This window comes from Dellaglioa sp. CoH-55-MRSF-8, from assembly GCF_056782195.1.
Genome location: NZ_JBXAYH010000032.1, coordinates 1 through 742, shown reverse-complemented (window position 1 = coordinate 742; position 742 = coordinate 1). Strand labels below are relative to the sequence as shown.

General features: G+C 57.7%; 2 protein-coding genes. Both read left to right on the top strand.

The annotated features are described in order from the left end of the window. A partial coding sequence (locus AC1RPW_RS07735; protein WP_481769400.1) for a hypothetical protein occupies window positions 1-295 on the top strand: 295 nt, incomplete at its 5' end. 89 nt (window positions 296-384) lie between these two features. Continuing rightward, window positions 385-705, top strand: a complete 321-nt coding sequence (locus AC1RPW_RS07730) for a DUF7447 family protein (RefSeq protein ID WP_481769399.1) — start codon at window positions 385-387, stop codon at window positions 703-705. Window positions 706-742: the final 37 nt, after the last annotated feature.

The following is a 742-nucleotide window of genomic DNA, read 5'->3' as shown; positions in this document are numbered from 1 at the left end:
AGACGTGACAGGTACGCGCGACGCACACGACTATCGGGGCGTGTTGGCACTGAGCGAAGACGCCAAAACGTACGGGGCCGCACGTATGGCCCTGCATGACAAGCCCCGTGCCCGGTTCCGCTATGTAGCGGACGCTACCGGTTATCAGGTGTATGACGCGGCCCGCTACGTTGGGCACGTGGCGCGCGTCGGGGATCGGGATTTGTGGCAAGTTACCGACGCACAAGGCCGGTTGCATCTTACGACGCGCACTCGCGCGAGTGCCGCTCACTATCTCGCGACGCTCGTTCAATAAACCCCAGACGGCGCGGGGTTATTGTTGACGCCGGGCCCGACACCGCCTAGAATTCATTCCATCGATTAACTACCTGACAGGGTAAAAACATGAAACACGCAAAGACTGTCCCCAAGTCCGAAATCCGCGCTTACTACGCGGAAAAGAACGGCGGCCATTGGTTCGACCGCGACACCATGCGATTTTTTAAAACCGTGTTGCCGCGCACCGGGTACCTGATTGGCGACACGTATTATTTTGTGACGCGCGAAACGAACCCGTCGAATGAGGCGCGTTACAGTGTGCGTTCTCTGTCCGCTGCTGGCGCACTGGATACTGTCGGAAAATTCCATTCGTACCGGTTCCGCGAAGGCGCGACCGAAGCTATCGCGCAAATCGCGCTCACCCATCACGAAGCACAACAAGGGTAAGACCATGGCACGCTATCAAATCATCGTCAGCAATTTG

What these genes read in the sequence shown, in the direction of transcription:
- AC1RPW_RS07730 (WP_481769399.1), top strand. Translation starts at nt 385, where the DNA reads ATGAAACACGCAAAGACTGTCCCCAAGTCCGAAATCCGCGCTTACTAC.